Here is a 23,521-nt window from a genome sequence, read left to right on the forward strand (position 1 = left end):
CCCCATGAGCCTGCACAAACGCCTGCGGCAGCGCGCCGCCGAAGGCCGCCCCGTGCGCATCGGCCTGATCGGCGCCGGCAAGTTCGGCGCCATGTACCTCGCGCAGATTCCGCGCACGCCCGGCGTGCAACTGGTGGCGATTGCCGACCTTTCGCCGGACGCGGCCCGCGTCAACCTGGAGCGCGTGGGCTGGCAGCGCGAACGTGCTGCGGCCTCATCCGTACAAGAAGCGCTGAAAAACGGCACCACCTGGATCACCGACGACTGGAAAGCCGTGACGCGCGAACCGTCCATCGACATCGTGGTCGAGTGCACGGGCAACCCCATCGCCGCAGTCGACCACTGCCTGGACGCCTTCGCGCACGGCAAGCACGTGGTGAACGTGACCGTGGAGGCCGACGCTTTCTGCGGCCCGCTGCTCGCGCACAGGGCGCAGCAGGCCGGCGTGGTCTATTCGCTGGCCTTCGGCGACCAGCCGGCGCTGATCTGCGACCTGGTCGACTGGGCCCGCACCTGCGGCTTTCCGGTGGTGGCAGCCGGGCGCGGCCACAAGTGGCTGCCGCACTTCACCGAATCGACACCCGAGACGGTGTGGGGCAACTACGGCCTCACGCCCGAGCAGGCGAAGCGCGGCGGGCTCAATCCGAAGATGTTCAACAGCTTTCTGGACGGCTCCAAGCCGTCCATAGAAAGCTCGGCGGTGGCCAACGCCACCGGGCTCACCGTGCCGTCGGACGGCCTGCTCTATCCGCCCGCGAGCGTGGAAGACATTCCCTTCGTCACGCGCCCCAGGAGCGAAGGCGGCGTGCTCGAGCGCAAGGGCATGGTGGAGGTGGTCTCCTCGCTCGAAGCCGACGGGCGGAAGATTCCCTACGACATCCGCATGGGCGTGTGGGTCACGGTCGAGGCCGAGACCGAGTACATCAAGAACTGCTTCGAGGAGTACAACGCCCACACCGACCCGAGCGGGCGCTACTTCACGCTGTACAAGCGCTGGCACCTGATCGGCCTGGAGGTGGGCATGTCGGTGGCAAGCGTGGCGTTGCGCGGCGAGCCCACCGGCGCGGCCACCTGCTGGAACGCCGACGTGGTGGCCACCGCCAAGCGCGACCTCGCGGTGGGCGAGGTGCTCGACGGTGAAGGCGGCTACACGGTCTGGGGCAAGCTGCTGCCGGCCGACCGCTCGCTGCGCATGGGCGGCCTGCCGCTGGGGCTGGCGCACGGCATCCGCCTGTTGCGGCCGGTGAAGAAGGGCCAGAGCCTGAGCTGGGCCGACGTGGCCATCGACACTTCGACCGCTGCGTACAAGCTTCGCGGCGAAATGGAAGGCATGTTCGCACCGGCGATGGAAGCGCGGGTGGCGTGAGCGCGAACCGCGGGTGAATGCGAAATGATGCATTGCACCCGCGCGCCATAACGGAAAAAATATTCGCCCCGACGCGCAACGGCGTGTCGAAATGGCCGCACGCGGGCCGTCATTGTGGTGAGCGATCCTGCTCTGCAAGCTTTTCCATGACGGAGAGACACCATGCAATACATGTTGATGTTCTACCAACCCGCGGCCGAATTCGAACAACGCAACGACGCCTCCTCCCAGGCCTACCGCGCCAGTTGGGTCGCCTATGCCGACGCGGTGCGCGAGGCCGGCATCTCGCTCGGCGGCCACGGCCTGTTCCCGCCCATGACCGGCACCACCCTGCGCGTGCGCGGCGACAAGCGCCAGGTGCAGGACGGCCCCTTCGCAGACACCAAGGAGCAGCTCGGCGGCTACTTCGTGATCGACGTGCCCGACCTCGACGCGGCGCTCGAATGGGCGGCGCGCGCACCGTGCGCGACCAGCGGCGGCGTCGAAGTGAGGCCGGTGTTCATGGCCACTGCCGTCTCCGCATGATGAACAGCCCGGTGGCTCACCAGGCCGCCGAACGGGCGGCGCGGGATTCGTACGGGCGGCTGCTGGCCATCCTGTCGGCCCGCACGCACGACATCGCCGCGTCGGAAGACGCTCTGGCAGATGCCTTTGCCCGGGCGCTCGAACGCTGGCCGGCCGACGGCATCCCGGCCCGGCCCGATGCCTGGCTGCTGAGCGTCGCGCGGCACCGCAAGCTCGACGCCTGGCGCCACACCCGCGTGCAGGACGAGGCCACGCAGGCGCTGATGCTGCTGGCGGGCGAGATCGACGACAGCGCCACCGACGGCGCGGCCGTGCCCGACGAGCGGCTGCGCCTGCTCTTCGTCTGCGCGCACCCGGCCATCGACGCGCCGGCACGCGCTCCGCTGATGCTCCAGACCGTGCTCGGCCTGGACGCGGCGCGCATGGCCAGCGCCTTCCTTACCTCGCCCTCGACGCTCGGCCAGCGGCTGGTGCGCGCCAAGGCGCGAATCCGCGCCGCCGGCATTTCCTTCGAATACCCGCAGGCGCGCGAACTGCCGCAGCGGCTGCAGGACGTGCTCGACGGCATCTACGCCGCCTACGGCACAGGCTGGGACGACGTGGACGGCGCCGATGCCATTCCGCGCAACCTCACGGCCGAGGCCATCGACCTGGCCCGCATCCTGTGCAACCTGATGCCGCGCGAACCCGAGCCGCTGGGCCTGCTCGCGCTCATGCTGTTCTGCGAAGCACGCACCGCCGCACGCCGCAACGATGCAGGCGCGTACGTGCCGCTCGACCAGCAGGACATCACGCGCTGGAATCACCAATTGCTGGCCGAGGCCGAGCACCACCTGCGGCACGCTTCGTCGATGCAGTCGCTGGGCGCCTACCAGCTGGAGGCGGCCATCCAGTCGGCGCATTGCGAACGCCGCGCCGGTGCGCCCGTGCCGCCCGAAACCCTGGTGTCGCTGTACCAGGGCCTGCTGGCATTGCGCCCCAGCATCGGCGCGCAGGTCAGCCTCGCCTGCGCGCTGGCCAATGCACGCGGACCGGAGACGGGCCTGCAGGCGCTCGATGCGATCCCCGCGGCGGATGTCACCAACTACCAGCCGTTCTGGGCCGCGCGTGCCCATCTGCTGGCTGCCGGCGGCGCACGCGCGGCGGCGCGGCAGGCATACGACCGGGCCATCGGCCTGAGCACCAGCGCGGTGGTGCGGGCTTATCTCAATGCGATGTCGCAGCGGCTCTGAGCGGCCCTACTTCGTGCTGTTGAAGGTGCGCGGAAACAATGCCGCCTGCGAACGATCGCGCAGCCGGTAGCTCATGGCCGGCCGCCCGAGGCTGCCGGTGACCATGCCGGCCTCTTCCATGAACCCGCCGTCGAGCATGCGCTTGCGGAACGCGCTCTTGTCGACGTCGCGGCCCAGCACCACTTCGTAGACGTGCTGCAGCGCCGGCAGCGTGAAAGGCTCTTCGAGCAGGAAGGCCGGCAGCGAGGTGTATTCGACCTTGCTGCGCAACCGGGCGATTGCCGCCCCGAGCAGCTCGCCGTGATCGAAGGCCAGCCGCTTGCGCGAGGCGGCATCGACCTCGAACCACGTCACCTCCGCCGCGTTGGCGCCGCTGCGCAATTGCATTGCCTGCGCCGGAACCAGCGCATAGAAGCAGTGCGTGGCCGACCAGCCCCGCGGGTCGCGCTGCGCCCCGCCCCAGCTGCCGAGCTGTTCGAGGTAGGGTGTGATCACACCGGTTTTCTCGCGCAGCTTGCGCAGGGCGCAGTCGAGCAGCGTGGCGTCTTCGTCGATGTTCACGAAGCCGCCAGGCAGCGCCCACTTGCCGGGGAAGGGCTCGTCGCTGTCGGCTGGCCGCTTCACCAGCAAGACCTGCAGGGCATCGCCGAGCACGGTGAACATCACCACGTCGACAGTGACCAGCGGGCGGGGAAAAGTCAGCGGCGGGAAGTTCGGCTTGGGTGTGTTCACGGGAAAGGCTTGACGCCGGATCTGTTAGTTGTACTATACAACCCTCAATTAGTTGCACAGAGCAACTCAAAAAGAAGAAGAGAAAAAATGAACCCTGCTGTCACACCCCTTCCCACCGAGCGGCACATCGCGCAGCGCGCGCGCTGGCCGCAGAGCGGGCAACACATCCTCGCCCACCACGACGCCGAATCCGTCATCGTCTACCAGGCCTACCGCCCTGCCATCGGCGAATACGCCATCCGGCATGGCCGGCTAGATGGCCCGGACTTCAGCCTTTCGCGCATGAGCTGGATCAAGCCCAACTTCCTCTGGATGATGTACCGCAGCGGCTGGGGCACCAAGGAAGGCCAGGAGGTCACGCTCGGCCTGAGGCTGCGCCGCGCGTTCTTCGAGCGCGTGGTGCGCGAGGCGGTGCCGTCGACCTTCGATGCGCGCTACCCGAGCCGCGAGGCATGGCAGGAGGCCGTCGGCCGGTCCGAAGTGCGCCTGCAATGGGACCCCGATCACTCACCCAGCGGCCACAAGCTGGAGCGCCGCGCGATCCAGTTGGGCTTGCGAGGCCGCACGCTGGCCGCGTTCGCGAGCGATGAACTGCTGGAAGTCATCGACATGCGCCCCTTCGTGGACGCGCAGCGCCCCCTGGCGCAAAACGACAACCCCGACCTGCAACTGCCGGTGGAGCATCCGCTCGTCGTCGGCGCCTGAGGAGAAAAGAAAAATGACCACGACACCCCGCAGCACCCGGGACCTGCCCGCGTACTTCGCACAGGGCCACCGCCCTGAATACCTTCTGTTCTGGGGCCACCAGGCGCCGAAGAGCGGCGTCAACAAGAGCTGCTTCAGCCAGTGGTTCGAGGCGGAATTCACCGTCGACGGTGTCCGCTATCGCACCGCCGAGCACTTCATGATGGCCGGCAAGGCGCGCCTCTTCGACGACGCCGAAACCTGCGAACGCATCCTCGCGGCCCGCACGCCCGCCGAAGCCAAGAAGCTGGGCCGCGAGATCCGCAATTTCGACGAGGCCGCATGGGTGGCCGCTCGGCTGGACATCGTGACGCGCGGCAACATCGCGAAGTTCGCGCAGAACCCGGCGCTCGGTGCCTTCCTGCTGGGCACGGGCCATCAGGTGCTGGTGGAAGCCAGCCCGGTCGATCCCATCTGGGGCATCGGCCGCGCCGCGACCGACCCCGCGGCGCAAGACCCGCGCGAATGGAAGGGCCTCAACCTGCTGGGCTTTGCCTTGATGGCCGCGCGCGACGCGCTGAGGCAGGCGCAATGAACAACGGCATCGACCGCTACCGCGGCTGCCTGCTCGGCCTGGCCTGCGGCGACGCCGTGGGCACCACGGTCGAGTTCCGCACGCGCGGCAGCTTCACGCCCGTCACCGGCATGCAGGGCGGCGGCCCGTTCGGGCTTGTTGCCGGCGAATGGACCGACGACACCTCGATGGCGCTGTGCCTGGCCGCGAGCCTGATCCACTGCAAGGGCTTCGACGCTGTCGACCAGATGAACCGCTATTGCAACTGGCGCAGCGTGGGCTACATGAGCAGCACCGGCAACTGCTTCGACATCGGCCTCACGGTGTCGGGCGCTCTCACCCGCTATCTCGCGTCCGGCGATCCGTTCGCGGGCGACCCCGATCCGCGCACGGCCGGCAACGGCGCCTTGATGCGGCTAGCGCCGGTGCCGATGTTCTACGCGGCCAGCGCGCAGGCCACCTGGAAGCAGGCCGGAGAAAGCACGCGCACCACGCACGGCGCCCAGGAGGCCATCGAATGCTCGCAGCTCTTCGCGCTGCAGTTGCGCTCGGCATTGCGCGGTGAAAGCAAGGAAGCGATTCTCGCGGCCGCCCCGCTGGCGCCCATGAGCGAAAAGGTCGCGGCGCTGGCGCGCGGCGACTACGCATCGAAGCCCATCGAGCGCATCAAGGGATCGGGCTACTGCGTCGAGTCGCTAGAAGCGGCGCTCTGGTGCTTCGCGCACACGCGGTCGTTCGAGGAAGCCGTGCTCGCCGCCACCAACCTGGGCGACGATGCCGACACCACCGCGGCGATCTGCGGCCAGCTGGCAGGCGCCTTCTATGGCGCTGGCGCTATTCCGGCGGACTGGCTCCGGCCGCTGGTGATGCGCGAAGAGATCGAGCAGATGGCGGACCGGCTTCTGGCGCTGGCCGGCTGAACTCCCCGCACGCTCACTGCTGCAAGGGAACCGCCGCCGCAGCGCCCTCGCGCCGCGCATCGAGCTGACTGCCCCCTTGCGTCAGCGACACGGCGACCACCGAATTCGCCGCGTCGCGCCGGAACACGAACTGCGCGCCGATGCCCACCACGGCAAAGCGGTCAGTGCCCGTTGGCGTCAGTGCGTTGTAGCCGCGCCCGGTCTCGCGCACCAGCAGCTTCGAGCCACGCACGGTGAAGCTCAGCGCCTTGGTCCTGGTGATGCGGAACTCGCCCTTGTAGTCGTCCAGCCGCTGCGGGTCGAGCGGCACCTCGGTCGTCGGCACCGGGTAGCGGCTCTTGCCGATGGCCAGCATCACCGGCTGCAGCGGCGCGCGCGCGTTGCTGCCGAGCACGACGATCGCCTCGTTGGTGTCGGGTGCGATCAGCCAGAGCGTGCGGTATCCCTCGGTGAGGCCAGCGTGCCAGTAGGTGCGGCGGCCTCCCTCGGGGCCGCGCACCATCACCGCGTAGCCGATCTCGGCGCCTTCGTAATGCGCCAGTGGCGTGAGCATGCGCGCGGCGGCCGGCCCCAGCGGGCCGCCGGCGCCCGCGATGATGGCTCGGCTGAAGGTCATCATGTCGGCGGCGGTGGAGCGCAGCGCGCTGGCCGGCGCATAGGCCTGCATGTCGAACAGCGGCTGGCGGCGGTCGCCGGCAAAGGCCGGGGCCATGCGCGAAGCCTTGTCGCCGAGCGTGATGACGGTGTCGTTCATGCCCAGCGGCTCGGTGATGCGCGCGCGCACCAGTTCGCCCCACGAGGTTCCGTAGTGCTCCGCCAGCAACTGGCCGAGCAGCGCCATGCCAAAGTTGCTGTACGCGCCCTCGCACGGCGGCGCCGCGGCCGTGAGCTTGATGCGCGTGAGCGCGGCCCAGAACATCGGCTTGTCGAAGCTGCGGAACTGCTCCGCCAGCGGCGCGCCGCCGCCCACGCCGTCGGCCATCACTGGCATGCAGCCGGTGTGCGTGACCAACTGGCGCAGCGTGACCGAGGCCACGGCGGGCGACAGCCCCTCGACCTTGCCCGCGAGCAGCTTGCCCACGCTGTCGTCGAGCTTGAGGTCGCCGCGCTCCACCGCCTGCGCCAGCAGCAGGCCGGTGAAGACCTTGGTGACGGAGCCGATCTCGAACATCGGCTGCTCCGCGCTGTTGGGCTCGATGGGGCGCGGCGGCGACGGCGGCTCGGGGTTGTAGGCCGCGCCGTAGGCGGGCTTGCCGTTGCGCAGCGTGCCGACCACCAGGGTGCCGCGCTCCGCGCCGAGCGCGGCCCTGGCGATGAAGGCCGGGTCGCTGGCCAGGGTCAGCGGCTGCAGTTGCGCGGCGGCAGTGCCGGCCAGCAGCGGTGCGAGGAGCCAGGCCGCGAGCCAGCGGCGGGAAATAGCGCGGGTCATGGCGCGGGGCAGGAGCCGCATCGTGGGATTCCTCAGGCGTCGTCGAAGAGGTGCCATCGTGCCACGCCTGTGTAACAACGTGCGCGCCGCGACAATCGGCGCATGCGCGCATTGCTCACGACCTTCTCCTGGCAGGAACTCCGCCACCACCCCTGGCGCAACGCGGCCGCCGTGCTGGCGGTGATGCTGGGCGTGGCGCTGGCGTTCTCGGTGCAGCTGATCAACGCCTCGGCGCTGGACGAGTTCTCCAGCGCGGTGCGTTCGGTCAACGGCCAGCCCGACCTCGAGGTGCGCGCCGTGCAGGGCGGCTTCGACGAGGCGGTGTTCGCGCGCATCGCGCAGCACCCGCAGGTCACGCTCGCCAGCCCGGTGCTGGAGTTCCAGGGCCTGGCGCTGGCCGCCGGCGAGCGCCAGGTGCCCATGCGCGTGATCGGCATCGACGCGCTTGTGCTGCCGACCATCGCGCCCGCGCTGATGCCGCAGGCCGCGGCCGGCGCCGACCGCTTCGCGCTGTTCGCGCCCGGCCATGTGTTCCTCAACAATGCAGCCCGCACCGCGCTGGGCCTGCCACCGCAAGCGGCCGGCGGCACGGCCGAGACGGTGCAACTGCGCAGCGGCGACGCGTGGCAACGGCTCGACGTGGCCGGCCACGTGGCCGCAGGCGGCACGGCACTCGCGGTGATGGACATCGCCGCCGCGCAGGAGCTGTTCGGCCAGGTCGGCCAGTTGAGCCGCATCGACCTGCGGCTCGCGCCCGGCACCGACCGGGCCGCCTTCATCGCCTCGCTGCGGCAATCGCCGGACTGGCCGGCGGGCGTGCAGTTCGCGGAGCCGGGCGATGCGGCGGAGCGCGTGAGCAACCTCTCGCGCGCCTACCGCGTGAACCTCACGGTGCTGGCGCTGGTCGCGCTGTTCACCGGCGCCTTCCTCGTGTTCTCGGTGCTGGCGCTCAGCGTGGCCAAGCGCGCGCAGCAGTTCGCGCTGCTCGGCGTGCTGGGCCTCACGCCGCGCGAACGGCTGCGGCTGGTGCTCGCCGAATCGCTGGTGCTGGGCCTGATCGGCAGCGCGGCCGGGCTCGCGCTAGGCACCGCGCTCGCGGCTTTCGCGCTGCGGGTGCTCGGCGGGGACCTGGGCGGTGGCTACTTCGAAGGCGTCGCGCCCAAGCTGCACTGGAGCACCGGCGCCGCGGCGCTATACGGCGGGCTGGGCGTGCTGGCCGCGCTGGTCGGCGGCTGGTGGCCCGCGCGCGCGGCGCAGGCGCTGCCCGAGGCGCAGACGCTCAAGGGCCTGGGCGCGGCACCCACGCGGGGCAACAGCCACTGGCTGGCGCTGGGGCTGATCGCGCTCGGCGCGGTGCTGGCCAATGTGCCGGCCATCGGCGGTATTCCGGTGGCGGCGTATTTGTCGGTGGCCTGCCTGCTGGTGGGCGGCATCACCGCCCTGCCCTGGCTCATCGCGCTGCTGTACGACCGCATTGCGCCGGTGTTCGCGCAGCGCCTGCTGCCGATGCTGGCCATCGAGCGCGCACGCCGCATGCGCGGCACCGCGGCCGTGGCGGTGAGCGGGGTGGTGGCGAGCCTGAGCCTGGCGGTCGCGCTGACCGTGATGGTCGCGAGCTTCCGCGACTCCGTCACGCACTGGCTCGACGTCGTGCTGCCGGCCGACCTGTATGTGCGGGCCACCTCGGGCGGGCGTGGCGGCAACGCCGGCAACGGCAACAGCACAGATACCGCGACCTTCCCGCCAGCTTTCGTACAGTCGCTGGCGCAGTTGCCCGGCGTGGCGCGCACCGGCACGCTGCGCACGCAGACGCTGCAGCTCGATGCCACACGGCCCGCCGTCACGCTGATCGCGCGCAGCCTCGAAGGCGGGGCCACCCAGTCGCTGCCGCTGGTGGGCACCGCGCTGCCGGTGCCTGAGGGGCAGGTCGGCATCTACGTGAGCGAGCCGATGGTCGAGCTGTATGGCGCCAAGCCGGGCACGTTGTTCGGGCCGCTCTCGGCCGCCATGAGCCCGGCAGTGAGCCCGGGGACGAATGCGCAAGGGAAACCGCAGGCGTTCTTCGTGGCCGGCGTGTGGCGCGACTATGCCCGCCAGTTCGGCGCCATCACGATGGACGCACGCGACTACGAGCGCATCACCGGCGAGCGCAACGTGAGCGACGTGGCGCTGTGGCTCGCGCCCGGCGCGTCCGAAGGCGCGGTGCAGACGCAGGTGCGCCAGTTGGCGGCGCGCCAGGACGGCGGCTCCGCCGAATCGGTGGAGATTGCGTCGGTGGGCCAGATCCGCACGACCTCTCTTCGCATCTTCGACCGCAGTTTTGCCGTGACCTACTGGCTGCAGGCAGTGGCCATCGCCATCGGCCTGTTCGGCATTGCCGCCAGCTTCAGCGCGCAGGTGCTGGCGCGGCGCAAGGAATTCGGCCTGCTCGCGCACCTGGGCTTCACGCGGCGGCAGGTGCTGGCGGTGGTGGCGGGCGAAGGCGCCGCGTGGACTGCCATCGGCGCCGTCGCCGGGCTGGGCCTGGGACTGGCGGTGTCGGTGGTGCTGGTGAAGGTGGTGAACCCGCAGAGCTTCCACTGGAGCATGGATCTGCTGGTGCCGTGGCTGCGGCTGCTGGGGTTGTGCGGCGCGGTGGTGGTGGCGGGCACCGTAACCGCGTGGCTCGCGGGGCGGGCCGCCGCCGGGCGGGACGTGGTGCTGGCGGTGAAGGAAGACTGGTAGACGGCGGGGCCGGCCCGCTCCAGGTGCCCATGCCAGGCGCCAACCATGACTTGTAGACTGAGACCGATATGCAGCAAACACCCTCTTCCTCGTCCTGCAATGCATGGCTCGACAGCGCCATCCGCCGCATCGAGGCCGACTACCAGCGCAGCGCCGACACGCACCTGATTCCGCTGCCCCTTCCCGCCCTCGCGGCGCAGGGCATCGACCTGTACATGAAGGACGAGTCGACCCACCCGACCGGCAGCCTCAAGCACCGGCTTGCACGTTCGCTCTTTCTCTATGCGCTGTGCAACGGCTGGGTGCGCGAAGGCACGACCATCGTGGAGGCGTCGAGCGGCTCCACCGCCGTGAGCGAGGCCTACTTCGCGCGGCTGCTGGGGCTGCCGTTCATCGCAGTGATGCCGCGCACCACTTCACCGGAAAAGATCGCGCAGATCGCCTTCTACGGCGCGAGCTGCCACTTCGTCGACCATGCGGCGCAGGTGTACGAGGAAGCCCGCTCGCTGGCCGAGCGCACCGGCGGGCACTACATGGACCAGTTCACCTATGCCGAGCGCGCGACCGACTGGCGCGGCAACAACAACATCGCCGAGAGCATGTTCCAGCAGATGGCGCGCGAGCGGCATCCGGTGCCGAAGTGGATCGTGGTGGGTGCGGGCACGGGCGGCACCAGTGCGACCATCGGGCGCTACCTGCGCTACCGCCGCCACGACACCCAGGTGTGCGTGGCCGACCCCGAGGGCTCGGTGTTCTCTGCCTACCACCGCACGGGCGACGCCGCGCTGACGGCGGCGGGCTCGCGCATCGAGGGCATCGGCCGGCCGCGGGTGGAGCCCAGCTTCATCCGCGCGCTGGTCGATCGCATGATCGAAGTGCCCAATCTCGAATCGGTGGCGGCGATGCATGCGCTCTCGGCCCTGCTCGGCCGCAAGGTCGGCCCGTCGACCGGCACCAACTTCGTCGGCATGCTCGCCGTCGCGCAGGAGATGCGCGCGGCCGGGCAACAGGGCTCCATTCTTTCGCTGCTGTGCGACGCGGGAGAACGCTATCTGCCGAGCTATCACGATGCGGCGTGGGTGCGCAACGCCTTCGGCGACATCGAGCCGGCGCAGCAACGCATCGACGCGCTCGTGGCTGCGTGATGACGATGCTGCCCTTGCCCTCGCCCCCCTCCCCCTCCTCGCTGTCACGTCGCACGCTGCTGCTGGCGGCCATGTACGCCGCACCGGCCGCGTGGGCGCTGCCGCCGAGAACGCTGCAGTTCCCACGCGACTTCGGCAGCCACCCCGACCTGCATACCGAGTGGTGGTACATCACCGGCCATGCGAAGACGGCGGTCGGACGCGAGATCGGCTTCCAGGTGACCTTCTTCCGTTCGCACGTCGAAGCCACACAGGGCATGCGCTCGGCCTTCGCGGCGAAGAACCTCGTGTTCGCACATGCGGCCGTCACCGACCTCGAAGGCCGAGTGCTGCTGCACGACCAGCGCATCGCACGCGCTGGCTTCGGCGTGGCGGAAGCCGGCGAGGCCGACACCGACGTGCGCATCCGAGACTGGTCGCTGGCGCGAGAAGGCGGCATCTATATCGCGCGCATTCCTGCCGGCGAGTTCATGCTCGACCTGCGCTTCACGCCGACACAGCCCGTGCTGCTGCAGGGCAACGCCGGCCTTTCGCGCAAGGGGCCGGACGAATCGCAGGCCAGCTACTACTACAGCGAGCCGCAGCTCAAGGCGCAGGGCAAGCTGACGCTCAAGGGCCAGGCCTTCGAAGTGAACGGCGCTGCGTGGCTGGACCACGAATGGAGCGAAGCGCTGATGCACCCCGAGGCCGTCGGCTGGGACTGGATCGGCATGAACCTCGACGACGGCAGCGCCCTCACCGCCTTCCACCTGCGCCGCGCCGATGGCAGCGGCCTGTGGGCAGGCGGCTCGTTCCGTCCGCGCGACGGCGTGGCGCGCATCTTCAAGAATGACGAAGTGCGCTTCGAAAGCCTCAAGACATGGGAAAGCCCGCGCACGCAGGCCAGGTACCCGACGCAGTGGCGCGTGCAGACGCCGGGCGGCAGCTTCGAGGTGCGGGCTTTGCTCGACGACCAGGAACTGGACAGCCGCGGCTCGACCGGTGGCGTGTACTGGGAAGGCCTGAGCGAGTTGCTCGATGCGCAGGGGCGGCGCGTGGGGCGCGGCTACCTCGAGATGACGGGCTACGCGGCACCGCTGAAGCTCTAAATGTTGTAGCGGCGCACAAGAACCGACAACCGGACCATTCCCGCCCGCGTTGGGAAAATGTCTAAAACCATCCATGACAAAGGACACCACCATGAAGATCCGACTCGCAGTACTGGCCATGGCCGGCACCCTTTCGATCCTCGCGAGCCCATTGGCGGCCAATGCGCAGGTCTCGGTCAACATCAACGTGCCCGGCCTGGTGATGGCGGCTCCGCCGCCGCCGCGCTATGAGCCGCTGCCGCCACCGCGCGGCGGCTTCGTCTGGGTGCCTGGCCGCTGGGCCTGGGACGGCCGTGCCTACGCATGGCGCCCGGGGGGCTGGCAGCCCGAACGTGCGGGCTATGCCTATGCCCCGGGACGCTGGATCGAGGATCGCGGCGGCTGGCGCTGGGCCGAAGGCGACTGGCGCCGGCGCGAGGCCTACCGTGAAGCACGCCGGGAGCGGGAGTGGGATGAGGATCACGGCCGCCGCCACGACCGCGACCATTGGCATGAGCGCGAACGCGATTTCTGCCCGCCCGGCCAGGCGAAGAGGGGCAACTGCTGAACTGCGGGCCCGGGGACGGGGACGGACCTGCAGCCGCAATGAAGAAAGGGAGCCGAGGCTCCCTTTTTTCTTTGATTGCGCCTACTTCACCCGGCCCTTGCGCCGCTCGATGAACGCAATGATCTCCCCCATGATCCCCTTGCGGAACGCCAGCACACAGATCACGAAGATCAGGCCCGTGACCATGGTCACTGATTCGCCCAGCGTGTTGAACCAGTCGATGGTAGTGATGCGCGCAAGGAAGTTACCGAGTTCGCCGATCTTGTTCTCGAGCAGCACCACCACGGCCGAGCCCACCAGCGGGCCCGACAGCGTGCCGAGGCCACCCACCAGCGTCATCAGGATGACCTGGCCCGAGGCGGTCCAGTGCACGTCCGACAGCGTGGCAAAGCCCAGCACCAGCGTCTTGAGCGAACCGGCCAGGCCCGACAGCGCGGCCGAGATCACGAAGGCCAGCAGCTTGAAGCGGCTCACGTCGTAGCCCAGCGAAAGCGCGCGCGGCTCGTTCTCCTTGATGCCCTTGAGCACCTGGCCGAACGGCGAATGGATGGTGCGCACGATCAGCAGGAACGCGGCCACCACGATCACCAGCGCCACGTAGTACATCGTGAGGTCGCTCGACAGGTCGATCAGGCCGAAGAGCTTGCCGCGCGGCACGCCCTGCAGGCCGTCTTCGCCGCCGGTGAACTTGGCCTGCAGCGCGACGAAGAACATCATCTGCGCGAGCGCCAGCGTGATCATCGCGAAGTAGATGCCCTGCCGGCGGATGGCCAGCACGCCGAAGATCCAGCCCAGGAATGCGCCGGTGAGCGTGCCCGCGATCAGGCCCAGCTCGGGCGTGAGGCCCCAGACCTTCATCGCATGGCCCGCGACGTACGCGGAACCGCCGAGGAACGCCGCGTGCCCGAAGGACAGCAGCCCCGTGAAGCCCAGCAGCAGGTTGAAGGCCGCGGCGAACAGCGCGAAGCACATGAGCTTCATCACGAACACCGGGTAGGCGCCGAAGAACGGAGCCAGCACCAGTGCGAGCAGGAGCAGCGCGTAGACGACGGTGGATATCTTTTTCATGTTCATGCCGTCCGCCTTATTTTTCTTTGCCGAACAGGCCGGCTGGGCGAATGAGCAGCACGATGACCATGATCACGAACACGACGGTGGAGGATGCCTCCGGATAGAAGACCTTGGTGAACCCCTCGATCACGCCGAGGCCCAGGCCGGTGAGGATGGCGCCCATGATCGAGCCCATGCCGCCGATAACCACCACGGCGAACACCACAATGATGAGGTTCTGCCCCATCAGCGGCGAGACCTGCATCACCGGCGCAGCCAGCACGCCGGCGAAGGCGGCGAGCGCGCAGCCGAAGGCGTAGGTCAGCGTGATCATCAGCGGCACGTTGACGCCGAAGGCCTCCACGAGGCGAGGGTTCTCGGTGCCGGCGCGCAGGTAGGCGCCGAGGCGGGTCTTCTCGATCACGTACCAGGTAGCGAAGCACACCACCAGCGAGGCGACGACCACCCAGGCGCGGTAGTTGGGCAGCACCATGAAGCCGAGGTCGGTGGCGCTCGAAAGCGCATCGGGTGCGTCATAAGGCAGCCCCGAAACACCGTAGACCGAGCGGAACACGCCCTCGATCAGCAGCGTGAGGCCGAGCGTGAGCAGCAGGCCGTAGAGATGGTCGAGCTTGTAGATCCAGCGCAGCAGCAGCCGCTCGATCAGCACGCCGAAGATGCCGATGACGATTGGCGCCGCGATCAGCATCACCCAGTAGTTGATGCCGAAATACTCCATCGCCATCCATGTCAGGACGGCGCCGAGCATGAACAGCGCGCCGTGCGCGAAGTTGATGACGTTGAGCAGGCCGAAGATCACCGCCAGCCCGAGGCTCAGGATGGCGTAGAACGAGCCGTTGACCAGCCCCAGAAGGAGCTGGCTCAGCAGGCCGGGTAGGGAAATATTCATAGACGTATCAGCAAGCCTCTGGCCGTTCTTTCTTTCTCGCGGGGGCCGCCGCGCACGGCCGCCCGAAGCGGCCGGCCCGCCCCCCTTGCAAAGGGGGGTTGGCCAAGCGACACGCGGTGCGCGCAGCCTGGGGGGTTACTTCCACAACGCGCACTTGCTTTCGGCCTTCGTCGTGAAGACGTCTTCACCCTTCAGCTTCTGGACCACCTTGTAGTAGTCCCACGGCTGCTTGGATTCGGCCGGCGACTTCACTTGCACCAGGTACATGTCGTGCACGAAGCGGCCGTCCTCGCGCACATAGCCCTTGGCGTAGAAGTCGTCGATCGGCGTCTTCTTGATCTGCGCCATCACCGCGTCGGCATCGACAGTCTTGGCGGCCTGCACGGCCTTCAGGTAGGTCATGGTGGCCGAGTAGTCGGCGGCCTGGATGTCGGTGGGCATGCGCTTGGTCTTCTCGAAGAACTTCTTGCCGAAGGCGCGCGTCTTGTCGTCGAGGTTCCAGTCCCAGCTGGTGGTCAGCAGCAGGCCTTCGGTGTTCTTCAGGCCCAGGCTGTGCACGTCGGTCACGAACACCAGCAGGCCGACCATCTTCATGGTCTTGGTGATGCCGAATTCCTTGGCCGCCTTGATGGCGTTGATGGTGTCGCCGCCGGCATTGGCCAGCGCCAGCACCTGGGCCTTGGAGTTCTGCGCCTGCAGCAGGAACGAAGAGAAGTCCGACGTGTTCAGCGGATGCTTCACGCTGCCCACCACGGTGCCGCCCTTCTCCTTCACGACCTTGGAGGCATCGGCTTCCAGGGCCTGTCCGAAGGCGTAGTCGGCCGTCAGGAAGAACCAGCTCTTGTCGCCGCGCGCAATGACGGCGCTGCCGGTACCCTTGGCCAGCGCCACGGTGTCGTAGGCGTAGTGCACGGTGTAGGGGCTGCACTGCTCGTTGGTGAGCGCCGAGCTGCCCGCGCCGTTCACGACGAACACGCGCTTCTTCTCCTGCGCCACCTTGGCCATGGCCAGGCCGGTGCCGGAGCTGGTGCCGCCGAACAGCATCGTCAGGCCCTGCGTGTCGATCCACTCGCGCGCCTTGGAGGCGGCGATGTCGGCCTTGTTCTGGTGGTCGGCCTGCAGCAGCTCGATGGGCATGCCGTTGACCTTGCCGCCAAAGTCGTCGATGGCCATCTGGATCGCGAGGGCTCCGTTCTTGCCCTCCACGTCCGCGTAGAGGCTGGACATGTCGGTGATGAAACCGATCTTGACCTTCTCCTGGGCCTGCGCGGCACCGGCGGCCATGAGGCAGGTAGCAGCGAGGCAGGCAGAAGCAATGAGCGTGCGTTTCATGGAGTGATCCTCTTGTTTGACTTCGGTGAAAAGGTCTGGCGCGGCTTCAGCCGTTTACTTCCAGAGGGCGCACTTGGTTTCGGCCTTGGTCGTGAAGACCTGGTCGCCCGGCAGCGTCTTGAGCACCTTCAGGTAATCCCACGGCTTCTTCGACTCGGCGGGCGACTTCACTTCGACCAGGTACATGTCGTGGATGAAGCTGCCGTCGGCGCGGATCTGGCCCTTGCCGTAGAAGTCGTCGATCTTCATGCTCTTGAGCTGCGCCATCACCTTGTCGGAGTCGGTGGTCTTGGCGGCGGCCACGGCCTTCAGGTAGGTCATGGTGGCCGAGTAGTCGGCGGCCTGCACGTCGGTCGGCATGCGCTTGGTCTTCTCGAAGAAGCGGTTGGCGAACTTGCGCGACTCGTCGTTCAGGTCCCAGTACCAGCTGGTGGTGTGCAGCAGGCCTTCGGTGTTCTTCAGGCCCAGGCTGTGGATGTCGCTCAAGAAGACCAGCAGGCCGGCGGTCTTCATGGTCTTGTTGATGCCGAATTCCTTGGCCGCCTTGATCGAGTTGATGGTGTCGCCACCGGCATTGGCCAGGCCCAGGATCTGTGCCTTGGAGTTCTGCGCCTGCAGCAGGAAGGACGAGAAGTCCGACGCGTTCAGCGGATGGCGCACCGCGCCCAGCACGGTGCCGCCCTTCTCCTTCACGACCTTCGTGGTGTCGGCTTCGAGCGCATGGCCGAAGGCGTAGTCGGCCGTCAGGAAGAACCAGCTCTTGCCGCCGCGGTCTACCACCGCCGCGCCCGTGCCCTTGGCCAGCGCCACCGTGTCGTAGGCGTAGTGGATGGTGTAGGGGCTGCACTGCTCGTTGGTCAGCACCGAGCTGCCCGCGCCGTTGTTGAAGTACACGCGCTTCTTTTCTTCAGCCACCTTGGCGGTGGCCAGCGCCACGCCCGAGTTGGTGCCGCCGAAGACCATCGTCACACCTGCGGTGTCGATCCATTCGCGCGCCTTGGAGGCAGCGATGTCGGCCTTGTTCTGGTGGTCGGCCGTCAGCAGTTCGATGGGCTGGCCCAGCACCTTGCCGCCGAAGTCGTCGATGGCCATCTGGATGGCGGTGGCGCCACCCTTGCCTTCGAGGTCGGCATACAGGCTCGACAAGTCGGTAACGAAGCCGATCTTCACTTTCTCCTGCGCCTGCACGGCGCCCGCGCTCAGTGCGAGGATGCCGACGGCGGTTGCGATGAGGCCGAGTTTCTTTTTGTTCATGCTGTTGTCTCCTGAAGGAATCTTTGTGGGATGGAAGGAACAGGTCTTGTGGACTTGATGCGTTTCAGACGCCGAGCAGCTCGGTGAGCACCGGCATCCTGGCTTCGAGCTCGGCCGCGCCGAAGGTCAGCGCGATGCGGCCGTGCTCCATTACGTAGAAGCGGTCGGCCAGCGGCGCGGCAAAGCGGAAGTTCTGCTCCACCATGACGATGGTGTAGCCCTTGGCGCGCAGCGTGGTGATCATGCGGGCCAGCGCCTGCACGATGACCGGCGCCAGGCCTTCTGAAATCTCGTCGAGCAGCAGCAGCTTGGCACCGGTGCGCAGGATGCGCGCCACGGCCAGCATCTGCTGCTCGCCGCCCGACAGGCGCGTGCCCTGGCTGTGGCGGCGCTCGGCCAGGTTGGGGAACATGGTGTAGATCTCGTCGACCGACATGCCCTGCCCCGCGCCCTTCAGCTCGGGCGGCAGCATCAGGTTTTCCTCGCACGAAAGGCTGGCGAAGATGCCGCGTTCCTCCGGGCAATAGCCGATGCCCAGGTGCGCGATGCGGTGCGTCGGCATGCCGATGGTCTCTTTGCCGCTGACCTCGATGCTGCCCTTGCGCGCACCGGTCAGCCCCATGATGGCGCGCAGCGTGGTGGTGCGGCCCGCGCCGTTGCGCCCCAGCAGCGTGACGACTTCGCCCGGCTGCACGACCATGTCGACGCCGTGCAGCACGTGCGATTCGCCGTACCAGGCTTGCAGGCCCTTGATTTCGAGTGCGGCGGTCATGTCAGTGGGCACCTTGCATTTCGCCGTCGGTGGTGCCCATGTAGGCTTCCATCACCTGCGGGTTCTTCGAGACTTCCGCGTACGGCCCTTCGGCCAGCACCGCGCCGCGCTGGAGCACGGTGATGGTGTCGGCGATGGTCGAGACCACGCTCATGTTGTGCTCCACCATCAGGATGGTGCGGCCCGCCGACACGCGCTTGATGAGTTCGGCCACGCGGTGCACGTCTTCATGGCCCATGCCCTGCGTAGGCTCGTCGAGCAGCATCAGCTCGGGCTCCATCGCCAGCGTGGTCGCGATCTCGAGGGCGCGCTTGCGTCCGTAGGGCAGGTTCACGGTCTGCTCGTCGGCCAGATCCTCCAGGCCGACTTCAGCCAGCAGCTCGCGGGCTCTGGCATCCAGAGGCTTGAGCGACTTCTCGCTCTTCCAGAAGTGGTACGAGGTGCCCAGCCGGCGCTGCAGGCCCAGCCGCACGTTCTCCAGCAGCGTGAGGTGCGGGAACACGGCCGATATCTGGAACGAGCGGATGATGCCGCGCCGTGCGATCTGCGCCGGACGCTCGCGCGTGATGTCCTGTCCGTTGAAGAGGATCGAGCCGGTGGTCGGCTCGAGGAACTTCGTGAGCAGGTTGAAGCAGGTCGTCTTGCCGGCGCCGTTGGGACCGATGAGCGCATGGATCGAGCCGCGCACCACCGACAGGTTGACCTTGCTGACCGCGGTGAACCCTTTGAATTCCTTGGTGAGCTGGCGTGTTTCGAGGATGACGTCGCTCATCTCGCGGAGTCGCCCAGGTGCAGAAAAATAAAGTGGGTCATGCAGTCCATCTCAATGCGCCACCATCGAGCGCGGCCTGATTGTTGGTGGGCGCCCTTCGCTTGGATACTGGGGCAAATGCCTATGCTGCAGTGCAACCTGCGCAGGGCGGCGCAACGGCCCGATCCGCGACTGTCGTTGCAGCGACAAAGCGCGCCCTGGCAACACTAAGACCTCTGCGGGAAACCCCGAGCGGGGTTCGCGGGGGGCTGCGTAGACTGAAGCGAACATGCTGAATTTCCGCTCTCCCGATTTCCTGACCGATCACGTGCTGCACACGCTGTCGTTCTACGAGCCGCGCTGCATCGACGCTTCGGGCGGCTTCTTCCATTTCTACAAGGACGACGGCACGGTGTACGACCAGCGCACGCGGCACCTGGTGAGCAGCACGCGCTTCGTCTTCAACAACGCGATGGCCTACCGGCACTTCGGCAACCCGGCGCACCTGGCGGCGGTGCGGCACGGCATGGCCTTCCTGCAGCACGGCCATGCACAGCCCGGCGGCGGCTATGCGTGGCAGATCGACTGGCACCAGCAACGCGCCACCGTGCAGGACAGCACCTGCCATTGCTACGGACTGGCCTTCGTGCTGCTGGCGCACGCACATGCGCTGATGGCCGGCATGGAAGAAGCACATGCGGGCCTCACCCACACCTGGGAACTGATGGAACGGCACTTCTGGGAGCCGCACCACCAGCTCTACGCCGACGAGGCCACGGCCGACTGGCGCGTCGGCGCCTACCGTGGGCAGAACGCCAACATGCATGCCTGCGAGGCGATGCTGGCCGGCTACGAGGCGACGCAGGAAGCCCGCTACCTCGACCGCGCGCTGGTGCTGGCGGAATCCATCACCGGCCGGCAAGCTGCGCTGGCGGACGGGCTGGTGTGGGAGCACTACCGCGAGGACTGGTCAATCGACTGGGACTACAACCGGGAAGACAAGACCAACATCTTCAGGCCCTGGGGCTTCCAGACCGGTCACCTGACGGAATGGGCCAAGCTGCTGCTGCAGCTGGAGCGCCATCTTGCGAGCGCCGGCCGCAAGGCCGACTGGATCCTGCCGCGCGCACAGCACTTCTTCGATACTGCCATGTTCCGCGGCTGGGACGCGGACAACGGCGGGCTGGTCTACGGCTTCGCGCCCGACGGCACGGTGTGCGACGGCGACAAGTACTTCTGGGTGCAGGCAGAGAGCTTCGCGGCCGCCGCGCTGCTTGCGGTGCGTACCGGCGAATCTGGTTACTGGGACTGGTACGACAGCATCTGGGCGTACAGCTGGGAGCACTTCGTCGACCACCGGCACGGCGCCTGGTATCGCATCCTCTCGCCGCGCAACAAGAAGATCAACGACGAGAAGAGCCCGGCCGGCAAGACCGACTATCACACCATGGGCGCCTGCTACGACGTGCTGCGCGCGCTGAACACGCCCGCCAAGTAAAAACCCCCAGGTCTTCTTGGCGAAGCCTGGGGGCTGGTGGGTCGTCTGCCTGTCAGTGTGCGCCTGCGGCAGCATCACCGCCTGCGCCGCCCTTCTGCGGCCTTGCCAGCCACACCAGCGGAATCAGCAGCAGGAACAGGAGCGCCGACGCATAGAAGATGTCGTTCGTGGCCAGCATGAACGACTGCTGGTCGACGATGCGGTTCAGTTGCCCCAGCACCTGCTCGGTGCTGAAGCCGCTGCTCGCCAGGCCCGACATCGCACTGGTCGCCGCGTTGTTGCCCTGGTTCACCGCCTCGGACAGCTGCGAGTGATGCAGCGCCGCGCGGTTTTCCCACAGCGTGGTGGTGATCGACGTACCCATCGCGCCCGCCGTGATCCGCAGGAAGTTGGACAACCCCGATGCGGCCGGGATGCGGTCCGGCGTGAGGCCCGACAGCGTGATGGTCACGAGCGGGATGAAGAAGAACGCCATCGCGATGCCCTGGATCACCGTCGGGATGATGATGGTGACGAAGTCGGCCTGCGTGTTGAAGTTCGACCGCATCCACAGCACCAGGGCGAACACCAGGAACGAGAAGGTCGCGTAGCGCCGAGGGTCGATCTTGGCCACCGTGAGCCCGACCACCGGCGAGAAGAAGATCGCCAGCAACCCCACAGGCGCCATGATCATCCCCGCCTGCGTCGCGGTATAGCCCATCCACTGCTGCAGCCACAGCGGCAGCAGCACCACGTTGCCGAAGAACAGGCCGTAGGCCACGGCCGTCGCAACGGCGCCAGACCAGAAGTTGCGGCGCTTGAACAGCGACAGGTCGACCACCGGATGCTTGTCGGTCAGCTCCCAGACCAGGAAGAACGCGAAGCCGACCACGGCCACCACCGCCAGCGTGACGATCTGCGCCGAGTGGAACCAGTCGAGCTCCTTGCCCTTGTCGAGCATCAGCTGCAGCGAGCCCACCCAGAGCACCAGCAGCGCAAGGCCGATGGCGTCGATCGGCACCCTGTGCGTGCTGCTCTCGCGCTTGCGATACAGCGCCCAGGTGATTGCCGCCGCGACGATGCCCACGGGGATGTTGATGTAGAAGATCCACGGCCACGAGATGTTGTCGGTGATCCAGCCGCCCAGCAGCGGCCCCATCACCGGCGCGACCAGCGTGGTCATCGACCACATGGCCATCGCCAGGCCCGCCTTGGCGCGCGGGTAGCTCGAGAGCAGCAGCGTCTGCGACAGCGGGATCATCGGCCCCGCAACGAAGCCCTGCAGCGCGCGGAACGCGATCAACGTCGTCATGTTCGGCGCCAGGCCGCACAGCAGCGAGGCGACCATGAACAGGATCACGCTCGCCATGAACAGGCGCACCTGTCCGAAGCGCTGCGTCATGAAGCCGGTGAGCGGCACCGCGATGGCGTTGGCCACCGCGAAGCTGGTGATGACCCAGGTGCCTTGCGTGGTGCTCACGCCCAGGTCGCCCGAAATGGCAGGCAACGACACGTTCGCGATCGACGAATCGAGCACGTTCATGAAAGTTGCCGCAGACAGCGCGACCGTGCCCCAGACGCGGGCTGCGCCCTCGAGCGGCGGATGCGCAATGTAAGCAGGAGCAGCGGTGGCCATTGCGGGTCGCGCGAACTGAGCTGATTACCTGAAGAAGGCCGTGCGGGCGATCAGCCCGGCTGGCCTTGCACGGCCACCGAAGCGCCGGCAGGCGCGGCCTTGGCCGGTGTCGCGGCCGTGGCGGGCGCGCTGCGGCCGAGGTTGGCCGCGACGATGCGGTCCACTTCGGCGTCGGCGCCACGGTCGAGCTGGCTGTAGACCTGCGTCTGCACCAGCGCGGCGGGACGCGGCGCGTCGGCCAGCATCTTGCCGCTCTTGGACGAGATGTCGATCTCGGCGTCCATCGACAGGCCGATGCGCAGCGGGTTGGCCTTCAGCTGTTCCGGGTCGAGCGCGATGCGCACGGGCACGCGCTGCACCACCTTGATCCAGTTGCCGGTGGCGTTCTGCGCGGGCAGCAGCGCGAAGGCGCTGCCGGTGCCCACGCCCAGGCCGGCGACCTTGCCGGTGTACTCGACCTTCTTGCCGTACACGTCGGCGGTGAGCTTCACGGGCTGGTCGATGCGGATGTTGCGCAGCTGCACTTCCTTGAAGTTGGCGTCGACCCACAGCTGGTTGAGCGGCACGATCGACATCATCGGCGTGCCGGCGGCCACGCGCTGGCCGAGCTGCACGGTGCGCTTGGCGACGTAGCCGTCTACCGGCGCGGGCATGGCCACGCGCTGGGTGGCGAGGTAGGCCTCGCGCACCTTGGCGGCGGCGGCCAGCACGCTCGGGTGCTGGGCCACGCTGGTGCCTTCGGTCAGCGACTGGTTGCTGACCAGCGCTTCCTTGGCGGCGACCACGCCGGCCTGCGCCGCTGCGAGCTGGCTCTTGGCGGTGTCGAGCTGCGTCTCGGCGTGGTTGAGTTCCTCCTTCGACACGGCGCCGTTGCCCGACAGCGCGCGGCGGCGCTGCAGGTCGTCCTGCGCCTTGGCGATGTCGCTCTGCGCCTTCACGATGTCCGACTGGCGCAGCGTGACCTGCGCGGCCAGCGAGCCGTTGTTGGCGTACAGCGTGCGCACCTGGCGCACGGCCTGCGCGAGCGCGGCCTCGGCCTGCTCGAGCGCCACCTTGGCGTCTGCCGGGTCGAGCTGCACCAGCGGCTGGCCGGCCTTCACGAAGTCGGTGTCGTCGGCATTGATGGCCATGACGGTGCCGCCGATCTGCGGGGTGATCTGGATCACGTTGCCCGACACGTAGGCGTTGTCGGTGTCCTCGTAGTGGCTGGCCACCAGCCATTCGTACAGGCCCCAGCCGCCACCGGCGACGATGACCACGGCGGCAAGCGCGGTGAGTGCGCGGCGGCGCTTGCCGTTGCTGGCGGGCGCCTCCGGGGCAGCGGGAGCTGCGGCTGCAGCGGGCGTCGGAGTGTTGTTATCGCTCATGATGAA

At 68.0% G+C, this 23,521-nt stretch carries 21 protein-coding genes; 11 read left to right on the forward strand and 10 right to left on the reverse strand.

Going from position 1 to position 23,521, the window contains the following annotated elements:
* Nucleotides 1-4 precede the first annotated feature (4 nt).
* From ACWV14_RS21010 to ACWV14_RS21020, 3 genes are all read left to right on the forward strand, one after another.
* The gene (locus ACWV14_RS21010; protein WP_454903500.1) at nucleotides 5-1,366 is read left to right on the forward strand and encodes an NAD(P)H-dependent oxidoreductase; all 1,362 of its coding nucleotides are present in this window, start codon (nucleotides 5-7) and stop codon (nucleotides 1,364-1,366) included.
* A gap of 162 nt (nucleotides 1,367-1,528) precedes the next feature.
* Nucleotides 1,529-1,891, forward strand: a complete 363-nt coding sequence (locus ACWV14_RS21015) for a YciI family protein (RefSeq protein ID WP_454903501.1) — start codon at nucleotides 1,529-1,531, stop codon at nucleotides 1,889-1,891.
* Nucleotides 1,891-3,123, forward strand: a complete 1,233-nt coding sequence (locus tag ACWV14_RS21020) for an RNA polymerase sigma factor (protein ID WP_454906047.1) — start codon at nucleotides 1,891-1,893, stop codon at nucleotides 3,121-3,123. The genes ACWV14_RS21015 and ACWV14_RS21020 overlap by 1 nt, the downstream gene beginning before the upstream one ends.
* Before the next feature lie 6 nt (nucleotides 3,124-3,129).
* Here the strand turns inward: ACWV14_RS21020 and ACWV14_RS21025 are convergent, their stop codons facing one another.
* On the reverse strand, nucleotides 3,130-3,786 hold the full coding sequence (locus ACWV14_RS21025) for an NUDIX hydrolase (RefSeq protein ID WP_454906049.1): 657 nt from the start codon (nucleotides 3,784-3,786) through the stop codon (nucleotides 3,130-3,132).
* Between the two features lie 156 nt (nucleotides 3,787-3,942).
* Here ACWV14_RS21025 and ACWV14_RS21030 point away from each other — a divergent pair, with 156 nt between their 5' ends.
* From ACWV14_RS21030 to ACWV14_RS21040, 3 genes are read left to right on the forward strand one after another with little or no spacing between them, the layout of a single operon-like run.
* Entirely contained in the window at nucleotides 3,943-4,560 is a 618-nt protein-coding gene (locus tag ACWV14_RS21030) for a DUF4291 domain-containing protein (RefSeq protein WP_454903502.1), read from the forward strand.
* A 13-nt stretch (nucleotides 4,561-4,573) separates the two neighbouring features.
* A complete protein-coding gene (locus ACWV14_RS21035; protein WP_454903503.1) occupies nucleotides 4,574-5,134 on the forward strand; it encodes an NADAR family protein in 561 nt (186 codons plus the stop codon).
* On the forward strand, nucleotides 5,131-6,033 hold the full coding sequence (locus tag ACWV14_RS21040; RefSeq protein WP_454903505.1) for an ADP-ribosylglycohydrolase family protein: 903 nt from the start codon (nucleotides 5,131-5,133) through the stop codon (nucleotides 6,031-6,033). Before ACWV14_RS21035 ends, ACWV14_RS21040 begins: the two co-directional genes overlap by 4 nt.
* A 13-nt stretch (nucleotides 6,034-6,046) precedes the next feature.
* Here ACWV14_RS21040 and ACWV14_RS21045 read toward each other — a convergent pair whose 3' ends face one another.
* Nucleotides 6,047-7,483, reverse strand: a complete 1,437-nt coding sequence (locus ACWV14_RS21045; protein WP_454903506.1) for a serine hydrolase domain-containing protein — start codon at nucleotides 7,481-7,483, stop codon at nucleotides 6,047-6,049.
* 81 nt (nucleotides 7,484-7,564) lie between these two features.
* On the opposite strand from ACWV14_RS21045, the gene ACWV14_RS21050 reads away from it, so the two are divergent.
* The 4 genes from ACWV14_RS21050 to ACWV14_RS21065 all read left to right on the forward strand — a co-directional run bounded on the left by ACWV14_RS21050 (nucleotide 7,565) and on the right by ACWV14_RS21065 (nucleotide 12,966).
* On the forward strand, nucleotides 7,565-10,186 hold the full coding sequence (locus ACWV14_RS21050) for an FtsX-like permease family protein (protein WP_454903507.1): 2,622 nt from the start codon (nucleotides 7,565-7,567) through the stop codon (nucleotides 10,184-10,186).
* Nucleotides 10,187-10,254: 68 nt separating this feature from the next.
* Entirely contained in the window at nucleotides 10,255-11,331 is a 1,077-nt protein-coding gene (locus ACWV14_RS21055; RefSeq protein WP_454903508.1) for a PLP-dependent cysteine synthase family protein, read from the forward strand.
* Entirely contained in the window at nucleotides 11,331-12,419 is a 1,089-nt protein-coding gene (locus ACWV14_RS21060; protein ID WP_454903510.1) for a lipocalin-like domain-containing protein, read from the forward strand. The genes ACWV14_RS21055 and ACWV14_RS21060 overlap by 1 nt, the downstream gene beginning before the upstream one ends.
* A 91-nt stretch (nucleotides 12,420-12,510) precedes the next feature.
* The gene (locus ACWV14_RS21065; RefSeq protein WP_454903511.1) at nucleotides 12,511-12,966 is read left to right on the forward strand and encodes a hypothetical protein; all 456 of its coding nucleotides are present in this window, start codon (nucleotides 12,511-12,513) and stop codon (nucleotides 12,964-12,966) included.
* 81 nt (nucleotides 12,967-13,047) lie between these two features.
* On the opposite strand, the gene ACWV14_RS21070 is transcribed toward ACWV14_RS21065, so the two are convergent.
* From ACWV14_RS21070 to ACWV14_RS21095, 6 genes are all read right to left on the reverse strand, one after another.
* Complete coding sequence (locus ACWV14_RS21070; RefSeq protein WP_454903513.1) at nucleotides 13,048-14,040, reverse strand: branched-chain amino acid ABC transporter permease; 993 nt, start codon at nucleotides 14,038-14,040, stop codon at nucleotides 13,048-13,050.
* A 10-nt stretch (nucleotides 14,041-14,050) separates the two neighbouring features.
* The gene (locus tag ACWV14_RS21075; RefSeq protein WP_422087319.1) at nucleotides 14,051-14,926 is read right to left on the reverse strand and encodes a branched-chain amino acid ABC transporter permease; all 876 of its coding nucleotides are present in this window, start codon (nucleotides 14,924-14,926) and stop codon (nucleotides 14,051-14,053) included.
* Between the two features lie 135 nt (nucleotides 14,927-15,061).
* Nucleotides 15,062-16,258, reverse strand: a complete 1,197-nt coding sequence (locus ACWV14_RS21080) for an ABC transporter substrate-binding protein (RefSeq protein WP_454903514.1) — start codon at nucleotides 16,256-16,258, stop codon at nucleotides 15,062-15,064.
* 54 nt (nucleotides 16,259-16,312) lie between these two features.
* A complete protein-coding gene (locus tag ACWV14_RS21085) occupies nucleotides 16,313-17,512 on the reverse strand; it encodes an ABC transporter substrate-binding protein (protein ID WP_454903515.1) in 1,200 nt (399 codons plus the stop codon).
* Between the two features lie 64 nt (nucleotides 17,513-17,576).
* Nucleotides 17,577-18,284, reverse strand: a complete 708-nt coding sequence (locus ACWV14_RS21090) for an ABC transporter ATP-binding protein (RefSeq protein ID WP_454903516.1) — start codon at nucleotides 18,282-18,284, stop codon at nucleotides 17,577-17,579.
* 1 nt (nucleotide 18,285) lies between these two features.
* Nucleotides 18,286-19,056, reverse strand: a complete 771-nt coding sequence (locus ACWV14_RS21095; RefSeq protein WP_454903517.1) for an ABC transporter ATP-binding protein — start codon at nucleotides 19,054-19,056, stop codon at nucleotides 18,286-18,288.
* A gap of 268 nt (nucleotides 19,057-19,324) precedes the next feature.
* Here ACWV14_RS21095 and ACWV14_RS21100 point away from each other — a divergent pair, with 268 nt between their 5' ends.
* Entirely contained in the window at nucleotides 19,325-20,533 is a 1,209-nt protein-coding gene (locus ACWV14_RS21100; protein WP_454903518.1) for an AGE family epimerase/isomerase, read from the forward strand.
* A 52-nt stretch (nucleotides 20,534-20,585) separates the two neighbouring features.
* Here the strand turns inward: ACWV14_RS21100 and ACWV14_RS21105 are convergent, their stop codons facing one another.
* Together ACWV14_RS21105 and ACWV14_RS21110 are read right to left on the reverse strand one after the other, a co-directional pair.
* Complete coding sequence (locus tag ACWV14_RS21105; protein WP_454903519.1) at nucleotides 20,586-22,148, reverse strand: DHA2 family efflux MFS transporter permease subunit; 1,563 nt, start codon at nucleotides 22,146-22,148, stop codon at nucleotides 20,586-20,588.
* A gap of 50 nt (nucleotides 22,149-22,198) precedes the next feature.
* Nucleotides 22,199-23,515: an HlyD family secretion protein gene (locus ACWV14_RS21110; RefSeq protein WP_454903520.1), complete on the reverse strand. Its 1,317-nt coding sequence runs from the start codon at nucleotides 23,513-23,515 to the stop codon at nucleotides 22,199-22,201.
* Nucleotides 23,516-23,521 lie beyond the last annotated feature (6 nt).

This window comes from Variovorax durovernensis (assembly GCF_977011995.1).

What these genes read in the sequence shown, in the direction of transcription:
- ACWV14_RS21010 (WP_454903500.1), top strand. Translation starts at nt 5, where the DNA reads ATGAGCCTGCACAAACGCCTGCGGCAGCGCGCCGCCGAAGGCCGCCCC.
- ACWV14_RS21015 (WP_454903501.1), top strand. Translation starts at nt 1,529, where the DNA reads ATGCAATACATGTTGATGTTCTACCAACCCGCGGCCGAATTCGAACAA.
- ACWV14_RS21020 (WP_454906047.1), top strand. Translation starts at nt 1,891, where the DNA reads ATGAACAGCCCGGTGGCTCACCAGGCCGCCGAACGGGCGGCGCGGGAT.
- ACWV14_RS21025 (WP_454906049.1), bottom strand. Translation starts at nt 3,786, where the DNA reads ATGTTCACCGTGCTCGGCGATGCCCTGCAGGTCTTGCTGGTGAAGCGG.
- ACWV14_RS21030 (WP_454903502.1), top strand. Translation starts at nt 3,943, where the DNA reads ATGAACCCTGCTGTCACACCCCTTCCCACCGAGCGGCACATCGCGCAG.
- ACWV14_RS21035 (WP_454903503.1), top strand. Translation starts at nt 4,574, where the DNA reads ATGACCACGACACCCCGCAGCACCCGGGACCTGCCCGCGTACTTCGCA.
- ACWV14_RS21040 (WP_454903505.1), top strand. Translation starts at nt 5,131, where the DNA reads ATGAACAACGGCATCGACCGCTACCGCGGCTGCCTGCTCGGCCTGGCC.
- ACWV14_RS21045 (WP_454903506.1), bottom strand. Translation starts at nt 7,483, where the DNA reads ATGCGGCTCCTGCCCCGCGCCATGACCCGCGCTATTTCCCGCCGCTGG.
- ACWV14_RS21050 (WP_454903507.1), top strand. Translation starts at nt 7,565, where the DNA reads ATGCGCGCATTGCTCACGACCTTCTCCTGGCAGGAACTCCGCCACCAC.
- ACWV14_RS21055 (WP_454903508.1), top strand. Translation starts at nt 10,255, where the DNA reads ATGCAGCAAACACCCTCTTCCTCGTCCTGCAATGCATGGCTCGACAGC.
- ACWV14_RS21060 (WP_454903510.1), top strand. Translation starts at nt 11,331, where the DNA reads ATGACGATGCTGCCCTTGCCCTCGCCCCCCTCCCCCTCCTCGCTGTCA.
- ACWV14_RS21065 (WP_454903511.1), top strand. Translation starts at nt 12,511, where the DNA reads ATGAAGATCCGACTCGCAGTACTGGCCATGGCCGGCACCCTTTCGATC.
- ACWV14_RS21070 (WP_454903513.1), bottom strand. Translation starts at nt 14,040, where the DNA reads ATGAACATGAAAAAGATATCCACCGTCGTCTACGCGCTGCTCCTGCTC.
- ACWV14_RS21075 (WP_422087319.1), bottom strand. Translation starts at nt 14,926, where the DNA reads ATGAATATTTCCCTACCCGGCCTGCTGAGCCAGCTCCTTCTGGGGCTG.
- ACWV14_RS21080 (WP_454903514.1), bottom strand. Translation starts at nt 16,258, where the DNA reads ATGAAACGCACGCTCATTGCTTCTGCCTGCCTCGCTGCTACCTGCCTC.
- ACWV14_RS21085 (WP_454903515.1), bottom strand. Translation starts at nt 17,512, where the DNA reads ATGAACAAAAAGAAACTCGGCCTCATCGCAACCGCCGTCGGCATCCTC.
- ACWV14_RS21090 (WP_454903516.1), bottom strand. Translation starts at nt 18,284, where the DNA reads ATGACCGCCGCACTCGAAATCAAGGGCCTGCAAGCCTGGTACGGCGAA.
- ACWV14_RS21095 (WP_454903517.1), bottom strand. Translation starts at nt 19,056, where the DNA reads ATGAGCGACGTCATCCTCGAAACACGCCAGCTCACCAAGGAATTCAAA.
- ACWV14_RS21100 (WP_454903518.1), top strand. Translation starts at nt 19,325, where the DNA reads ATGCTGAATTTCCGCTCTCCCGATTTCCTGACCGATCACGTGCTGCAC.
- ACWV14_RS21105 (WP_454903519.1), bottom strand. Translation starts at nt 22,148, where the DNA reads ATGGCCACCGCTGCTCCTGCTTACATTGCGCATCCGCCGCTCGAGGGC.
- ACWV14_RS21110 (WP_454903520.1), bottom strand. Translation starts at nt 23,515, where the DNA reads ATGAGCGATAACAACACTCCGACGCCCGCTGCAGCCGCAGCTCCCGCT.